This window comes from Streptomyces cyaneofuscatus, from assembly GCF_000718135.1.
GTDB classification, from domain to species: Bacteria; Actinomycetota; Actinomycetes; order Streptomycetales; family Streptomycetaceae; genus Streptomyces; species Streptomyces cyaneofuscatus.
Genome location: NZ_JOEM01000081.1, coordinates 1 through 394 on the forward strand (window position 1 = coordinate 1; position 394 = coordinate 394).

A 394-nucleotide genomic window follows, 5' to 3' on the forward strand; every position below is an offset into this window, starting at 1 on the left:
GGAGCCGGCGCCGCCCATGGTGAAGGAGGGGCGGACGACGACGGGGTAGCCGCCGAGGGTGTCGACGCCCTTGATGACGTCGTCCATGGTGTGGCAGATCACGGAGCGGGCGGACTCCCCGTACCCGATCTTCGCCTTCACGGCCTCGACGACGCCCTTGAACAGGTCGCGGTCCTCGCCCTTGTTGATCGCCTCGACATTCGCGCCGATCAGCTCGACCCCGTACTTCTCCAGCACCCCCTGCTCGTGCATGGAGATCGCCGTGTTCAGCGCCGTCTGACCACCCAGCGTCGGGAGGAGGGCGTCGGGGCGTTCCTTCGCGATGATCTTCTCGACGAACTCCGGCGTGATCGGCTCGACGTAGGTGGCATCGGCGATCTCGGGGTCGGTCATG

1 protein-coding gene is annotated in these 394 nt (G+C 67.0%); it reads right to left on the reverse strand.

Going from position 1 to position 394, the window contains the following annotated elements; genetic code table 11:
* A partial coding sequence (locus IF17_RS0135845; protein ID WP_030575421.1) for a carbamoyl phosphate synthase preATP-grasp domain-containing protein occupies window positions 1-394 on the reverse strand: 394 nt, incomplete at both ends.